The sequence below is a fragment of the Prosthecobacter sp. genome (genome assembly GCF_044373815.1).
Lineage (GTDB): Bacteria > Verrucomicrobiota > Verrucomicrobiia > Verrucomicrobiales > Verrucomicrobiaceae > Prosthecobacter.
On sequence record NZ_JBIPNG010000380.1, the window covers coordinates 1 to 6,500 of the forward strand.

9 protein-coding genes are annotated in these 6,500 nt (G+C 59.5%); 4 read left to right on the plus strand and 5 right to left on the minus strand.

What is annotated here, in order from left to right; all coding sequences use genetic code 11:
* Nucleotides 1-30 precede the first annotated feature (30 nt).
* From ACIREA_RS23695 to ACIREA_RS23710, 4 genes are read left to right on the plus strand one after another with little or no spacing between them, the layout of a single operon-like run.
* Nucleotides 31-720, plus strand: a complete 690-nt coding sequence (locus ACIREA_RS23695; RefSeq protein ID WP_397384815.1) for a hypothetical protein — start codon at nucleotides 31-33, stop codon at nucleotides 718-720.
* Complete coding sequence (locus ACIREA_RS23700; RefSeq protein WP_397384816.1) at nucleotides 717-1,745, plus strand: hypothetical protein; 1,029 nt, start codon at nucleotides 717-719, stop codon at nucleotides 1,743-1,745. The genes ACIREA_RS23695 and ACIREA_RS23700 overlap by 4 nt, the downstream gene beginning before the upstream one ends.
* Nucleotides 1,746-1,758: 13 nt before the next feature.
* Nucleotides 1,759-2,169, plus strand: a complete 411-nt coding sequence (locus ACIREA_RS23705) for a MauE/DoxX family redox-associated membrane protein (protein WP_397384817.1) — start codon at nucleotides 1,759-1,761, stop codon at nucleotides 2,167-2,169.
* Complete coding sequence (locus ACIREA_RS23710; protein WP_397384818.1) at nucleotides 2,166-3,200, plus strand: threonine aldolase family protein; 1,035 nt, start codon at nucleotides 2,166-2,168, stop codon at nucleotides 3,198-3,200. Before ACIREA_RS23705 ends, ACIREA_RS23710 begins: the two co-directional genes overlap by 4 nt.
* Nucleotides 3,201-3,206: 6 nt before the next feature.
* Here the strand turns inward: ACIREA_RS23710 and ACIREA_RS23715 are convergent, their stop codons facing one another.
* From ACIREA_RS23715 to ACIREA_RS23735, 5 genes are all read right to left on the minus strand, one after another.
* Nucleotides 3,207-4,604, minus strand: a complete 1,398-nt coding sequence (locus ACIREA_RS23715; RefSeq protein WP_397384819.1) for a hemolysin family protein — start codon at nucleotides 4,602-4,604, stop codon at nucleotides 3,207-3,209.
* A gap of 20 nt (nucleotides 4,605-4,624) precedes the next feature.
* Nucleotides 4,625-4,876: an FmdB family zinc ribbon protein gene (locus ACIREA_RS23720; RefSeq protein ID WP_397384820.1), complete on the minus strand. Its 252-nt coding sequence runs from the start codon at nucleotides 4,874-4,876 to the stop codon at nucleotides 4,625-4,627.
* A gap of 67 nt (nucleotides 4,877-4,943) precedes the next feature.
* Entirely contained in the window at nucleotides 4,944-5,213 is a 270-nt protein-coding gene (gene rpsN, locus ACIREA_RS23725; protein ID WP_395730845.1) for a 30S ribosomal protein S14, read from the minus strand.
* A gap of 196 nt (nucleotides 5,214-5,409) precedes the next feature.
* Nucleotides 5,410-6,192, minus strand: coding sequence for a thiazole synthase (locus tag ACIREA_RS23730; protein ID WP_397384821.1), 783 nt, complete (start codon nucleotides 6,190-6,192; stop codon nucleotides 5,410-5,412).
* 29 nt (nucleotides 6,193-6,221) lie between these two features.
* The coding region (locus ACIREA_RS23735; RefSeq protein WP_397384822.1) for a chlorite dismutase family protein at nucleotides 6,222-6,500 on the minus strand (279 nt) is incomplete at its 5' end.

Sequence of the window (6,500 nt, forward strand, 5' to 3'; positions counted from 1 at the left end):
TGCGTCTAGCCCTCCGCCATCTCCATACTTGTGCTGATCAGTCTCCACCATCTGCTGTTTGTGCTTCTGCCCGTCGCTCTGACGGTGCGCCTGTACGTCAAACCACGACCGGCCACGACCGACGTGGCGAATGGCATCGCGCGCTTCTGCCTCGGCATTGGCAAGTGGGTGCTGCTGGTCGATCCACTGTGGCATCTCGCAACGATAAGTTTCCGTGGCGGCCCGGAAAGCCTGGGCACCAGCGTGGCGTGGATGGGATTTCTGGGGCTGCTGCTCAGCCTGCATTTCTTTTTCACCGCCACTGGCGATGTGATCGCCGGACTGGGCGGCATGTTGGGATTCAAGGTGGCGGAGCCGGTGCAGGAGGTGCTGACGCTGCGGCGCTTCACGCGTGGAAACTGGCTGCGGTTGATAGTGCTCTTGCTGGCCATCACCGTGATCGGAGCGCTGGTGCAAACGGCTTCGTTCGGCGACACCTGGCTGCATTTGAAGGCGTTGTTCGCACCTCCGACGCGGACGATCCCCACGCTGATCCAGCAGGCGCGGGTGCGGACAGATTTTCACGTCCTCACGATATTTGCAGGCCTGGTCTGCCTCATAGGCCTTCCGCATTCGCGCGATTTTCTGCGCGAGCCGGCGCCATGGAAGGCGACGATCTGCCTTCTCATTTTCACCTTTGCCGTGGCGATGCTTTGGACGCATGCCGCCCCCATGTCATGAAACCGACGCTTCCCCGAATCGACCCAGCGAAGCGGACCGTGGTGCCGCCCGACCCGGAACTGAGCCCCAAGGCAGCTCGAAACATCATCCGTGTGTTTGTCCTGCTGCTGGCCGTGCCTCTGCTGTTTGAAGCCGCGTCATGGTTCACGTCTTCCAAAACCAATCTGGCGGCGGCAACGGTACGCAGCGGATTGCAATGGCTGCTGAACCATGGCCTGAATGAAGGCAACCGCACCGTGTATCTCGGACGCGAAGGCTGGCTCTTTGACCAGCGTGAACTCGACCGCCTGGCACATGCCAGACGCCCTGCCAACGAAGTTCAATCCGGTTTGATCAAGCTGGCATCACAGCTGAAGGCTCAGGATACGACACTGCTGGTGATCACGATTCCAGACCGTGCCACGATGTATCCTGAACAAATCCGTCCCGGCCGCTATCTGGACGTGGTGCGCTTGAAAGGTGAGGCGGGCAGACTGGCTGAGTTAAAAGCGGCGGGCGTCGATGTGCTGGACATGACCGAAGCCCTTTGGGAATTCCGTGACAGGCAGCCGGTGTTCTTTTCGCATGACAGTCACTGGACCCCTGAGGCCATGAAGGCGGTGGCCCTGGCGTTGTACAAGCATGTGTATGAAAAGCTGCCACGTCTGAGCAGCCCGGAGACGCCCGTGATCAATGCCAAAATTCTTGATCGCACCGACCCCGGCGATCTGGCACGCAGACTCGATCCGCTGAATACTGCCAAGCTGCTGGGGGAGGAAGAAGCAAACTTGGTTTCAATCCAAGGCTTCCCACCGAGCGATAAATCCCCCATTGTGCTGCACGGCGGTGAGCTGATGCGTGTTTACGATGATGCGCAGCTCAGCTTTGGTGGGGGCGGTCAGGCGCCGGAGGCTGGTTTTGCCACGCAGCTTGCCACTTTGCTGGGGCGCCCTCTGGACGTCCGGGGCATGCCGGTGCCGGGAGAAAGCTACGAAGACAAGAAGCTCGTCATCATTCTGTTGCCGATGGCGGAACTGGTGCCGTAAGTTTGGCGAACTCATGCTGCGACTTCTCCTTCACTTTTTTTTCGGCGGCGTCTTTGTCTATTCGGGGATTCTGAAGGTGGCGGATCCGATGTCCTTTCTCGATGACATCCGTAGCTTCGATCTGCTGGGAGATCCCTGGGCTGCATGGCTGGCCATGGGCCTCCCTTGGCTGGAAATCTTCGCAGGCCTGGCGGTCATGAGCGGTCTGCTCCGTTCCGGCGGCCTGCTGATCTTGAACGGGTCGCTGCTTATTTTTCTGGCAGCCATCAGCATCTCATGGTGGCGCGGCATCGACATCCGCTGCGGCTGCTTCGGCCACGCAGATGCCACCTCCAACTACCGCGACCTCATCCTGCGCGATGTGCTGCTGCTGCTCGCAGGGATTGTACTCGCATGGCACGGGAAGCCGAAAGCAAAAGCATGAGCGCTGAACTGAAATACCACTTCGCCTCGGACAACACGTCCGGCATTTGTCCTGAAGCCTGGCAGGGGCTGGAAGAGGCCAACGCAGGCTATCAACCCAGTTATGGGGCAGACTCGACCACCGCAGAGGCCTGCGAGATGTTCCGGCGCTTTTTCGAGACGGACTGTGATGTGTACTTTGTCTTCAACGGCACGGCAGCGAACTCGCTCTCGCTCGCCACGCTGTGCCAGAGCTACCACAGCATCATCACCGCACAGGAGGCGCATGTGGAAACGGACGAATGCGGTGCACCGGAGTTTTTCAGCCACGGCTCGAAGATCCTGCTCGCCCGCAGTCCGCTGGGAAAGCTTGATCCTGCTGATGTCATTCGTCTGGCGACAAGCCGCAGCGACGTGCATTTTCCGAAGCCACGCGCCCTGAGCATCAGCCAGAGCACGGAACTGGGCACGGTGTACCGCCCCGGAGAGGTCAAGGGCCTTGGCGCAGTCGCGAAAGAACATGGCCTGTCCATTCACATGGATGGTGCGCGGTTCTTCAATGCGCTGACCGGATTGAACTGCGCACCAGCCGACATCACCTGGCGAGCCGGGGTGGACGTGCTTTGCTGCGGCGGCACAAAGCTTGGCATGGCAGTGACGGAGGCCGTCGTTTTCTTCAACAAAGAACTGTCCCAGGAGTTTGCGTACCGTTGCAAGCAGGCAGGGCAGCTTTGCTCCAAAATGCGCTTCATCTCGGCGCAGTGGTTGCGCATTTTGAGTGATGAAACCTGGCGCAGGCATGCGCAAAACGGCAACTCCCTGGCCCGGCGCCTCTCTGATTCACTCGGCCATCTGCCGGGCGTGCAGATTCTCTACCCGGTGGATGCCAATGCTGTGTTTGCCAAGCTGCCGGACCGGATGAAGGAAGGCCTGAAGGAGCGAGGCTGGGTTTTCTACAGCTTCATCGGCGGCGGTTCACGCCTGATGTGCTCATGGCGCACCACGGAGGCGGATGTGGATGCCTTCGTCGCTGATGCAGCAGCCTTCGTGTGAGACTTCTTACACGCCTTCCGGCGCAGCGTCAGCCGCTGCGGCTTCTTCTGCGACGGTTGAAAGGCGCTTGAAGTGCAGCTGCAGAACACGCCTGAGGTCGGCCTTGGTGGTGGTCACCTCATACTCTTCAATGACCACTTTTTCGCCCACCTTGGGGAGATGGCCGAGGAGGTGCGTGACATAACCGCCGATGGTGGTGACTTCGTCGCTGTCGAGGTCGATGCCGGTCTGGTCGGCCAGTTCGTAGAGGTTGTAAGTGCCTTCGACGGTGAATTCGTTGTCGTTGATGCGGCGGAACTCGCTGACTTCATGGTCGAATTCGTCCTGAATATCGCCCACGATTTCCTCGAGCACGTTGTCGAGTGTCACAATGCCGACGGCACCGCCGAATTCATCGACGGCAAGGGCCACGTGAACGTGTTTGTCGAGGAAGAAGCGCAGCAGCTTGTCGATGGGCATCATCTCCGGCACCATCTGCAGCTCGCGTTTGATCTTGCGCAGATCCGGCTGCGGTTTGCCGATGAGGCTGAGCAGATCTTTGATGTGAATGGTGCCGATGGCGTGGTCGAGATGCCCCTCCACGAGCGGATAGCGCGTGTGCTTGGAATCGATGGCGATCTTGAGGTTGGTCTCAAAGGTTTCATCCGCATCGAGCGAGACGACCTGGTTGCGCGGCGTCATCACATCACGCACACAGCGGTCATTGAGAGCGAGGGCGTTGAGAAGGATGTCCTTCTCGGTTTCGGTCACCTCCTTGGATTTCTGGCTTTCGGCCACGATGTGGCGCAGTTCTTCTTCAGAGTGGGCGATCTCGTGCTCGGAAACGGCCGTGATGCCCAGAAAGCGGAGGACGAGGTTGGTGCTGGCGCTGAGAATCCAGATGGCCGGCTTCAGCAGGATGTAAAACAGGTGCAGCGGGCGCGCGATCAGCAGCGCGGTTTGCATGGATTTGCGGATGGCAACCACCTTCGGCGTCTGCTCACCAAGCACGACGTGCAGGAAGGTGACGATGGCATAGGCGATGCCGATGGACGTCCAGCGGATCACGGTCTCGTTGACGATGCCCATTTTAAACAGCATCGGCTGCACGACAACAGCGACAAACGGCTCACCAAAAATCCCCAGCGCGATGCTGGTCAGTGTGATGCCCAGCTGCCCGGCGGAGAGGTAGGCGTCCAGATTGCGCGTTACGGTCTGCGCAAATTTGGCACCACGCATGCCGTCTTCGATGGCGGCCGTCAGCTGGCTGTCCCTGACTTTGACGATGGCAAACTCGGCCGCCACAAAGAAGGCGTTGAGCAGTACGATGACCAGCACGATCACAGCCTGCCAGAAGACTTCACCAGCGGTGAAACTCCACTCGCGTACGAGTTCGGCAGAGGCATTGGCGAGCAAAGGAGTCATGAGGCGGCGCGATCAGGCGTTCACAGCTTCTCGTAATTTCCATCGCATCGTTTTTCGAGGATGGTGAAGCCGGCGGCCTTGGCGTCGGAAACGGAGAGAGTTTTGGTGATCTTCGGCGTGCTAAAACCGGAAATGAGTTTTTTGACCGGCTGCCTGCAAAGAGGGCATGCCTCAAGCGCAGGCCTGCTGAGCGGACGGCGCAAGTCAAAGCCTCTGCGGCAAGCAGGACATCCCTTTTCAGGGTCTTCAGCGATGTAGGAGTAGGTAGGCATCAGAAGAGTACGCGCCGCCTCTCCAAGCAGCCAGAGTCGGCCCCTGGCTGCAAGATCGGACGGAATTCTACCAGCTGGACTTCGTCACCCCGGGGATCATCCCTTGGGAGGCGAGTTCGCGGAAGGTCATACGAGACATCTGGAAGCGGCGAATGAACGCGCGACGACGGCCGGAAACGCGGCAGCGGTTGATGAGACGTGTCGGGCTTGCATCACGTGGAAGCATGGAGAGGCCGACGAAGTCGCCTTTCTCCTTGAGTTCTGCACGGAGTTTAGCGTACTTTTCGACGGTTTTACGTTTGCGCTTGTCGCGCTCGAGCCAGCATGTTTTTGCCATAGGGGCGCGGAGTCTGCCCCAAAGCGCTCCTTTCGCAAGAAAAAATTTCTACTAGCGAACGCTCTATTTCACGCTAAATGCCCAATCACTATGGTCATCTTTACTGGAATGTGTCTTGCAGCCGGCCTGCTTTTCTGCGGCGTTATCGCTTTCACCTACCTGGTGAAGGGCTGAAACCAGCCCTTTTCGAGGCCTCTTACTGGTAGAGAAAAGTCGTCAGCGGACTGGTGGCTGAAGCCTCTCCAGCGCCTTCGCTCAGGCCGATTTCATAGGCGCTGCGCCCGGCTTCCACAGCCATTTTGAAGGCTTGTGCCATCCGAACGGGGTCGGCAGCCACGGCAATGGCGGTGTTCACCAGAACGGCATCCGCACCCATTTCAAAGGCCTCGGCGGCATGGCTGGGAGCCCCAATTCCGGCATCCACCACCACCGGCACCGTGGCCTGGGTGATGATGATTTCGATCATACGCCGCGTCACGATGCCCTGATGCGAGCCGATGGGAGATCCCAGTGGCATCACCGTGGCCGTGCCCACATCCTGCAGACGGCGGGCCAAAACGGGGTCGGCATTGATGTAAGGGAGGACGATGAACCCCTCCTTCACGAGAATTTCAGCCGCCTTGAGCGTCTCAATCGGATCTGGCAGCAGGTAGCGCGGGTCCGGATGGATCTCCAGCTTCACCCAGTTGGGCAGCCCCGCCGCCACGGCCAGTCGGGCCAGGCGCACCGCCTCCTCCGCATTCATCGCCCCGCTGGTGTTTGGCAACAGCAGGACGTTCTTGGGGATGAAATCGAGGATGTTGGCAAAGGGATCGCCCTTGCCGGTCAAATCGGCCCGGCGCAGCGCCACGGTCACGATTTCCGTTTCCGAGGCCACGATGGCATCCCGCATCAGCTCACCGCTGGCGAATTTGCCCGTCCCCATCATGAGGCGGGAGTTAAACTGACGATTGGCGATGGTGAGGGGCAGATTTGGCACAGGAAGTGAGAGATGCACCCAATCTCGCCTCACGCAAGCATCACCCGCTGCAGCAGCTCACCTGTCGGTGGCTGGATGCCGATGTAGAAGTCGCCAAATTCACCGTACTGGGTGGTGACTTCATCGAAGCGCATCTCATAGACGATGCTTTTGATCTGGAACATGTCGTGCGCGAAGAGCGTCACGCCCCACTCGTGGCTGTCGAGGCCGGTAGAGCCGGAAATGAGCTGGCGCACCTTGCCGGCGTACTTGCGGCCCGTTTTGGCGTGGCCGCCCATGAGTTCGCGGCGCTTGGCAAAATCGTTGGC

What these genes read in the sequence shown, in the direction of transcription:
- ACIREA_RS23700 (WP_397384816.1), top strand. Translation starts at nt 717, where the DNA reads ATGAAACCGACGCTTCCCCGAATCGACCCAGCGAAGCGGACCGTGGTG.
- ACIREA_RS23705 (WP_397384817.1), top strand. Translation starts at nt 1,759, where the DNA reads ATGCTGCGACTTCTCCTTCACTTTTTTTTCGGCGGCGTCTTTGTCTAT.
- ACIREA_RS23710 (WP_397384818.1), top strand. Translation starts at nt 2,166, where the DNA reads ATGAGCGCTGAACTGAAATACCACTTCGCCTCGGACAACACGTCCGGC.
- ACIREA_RS23715 (WP_397384819.1), bottom strand. Translation starts at nt 4,604, where the DNA reads ATGACTCCTTTGCTCGCCAATGCCTCTGCCGAACTCGTACGCGAGTGG.
- ACIREA_RS23720 (WP_397384820.1), bottom strand. Translation starts at nt 4,876, where the DNA reads ATGCCTACCTACTCCTACATCGCTGAAGACCCTGAAAAGGGATGTCCT.
- rpsN (WP_395730845.1), bottom strand. Translation starts at nt 5,213, where the DNA reads ATGGCAAAAACATGCTGGCTCGAGCGCGACAAGCGCAAACGTAAAACC.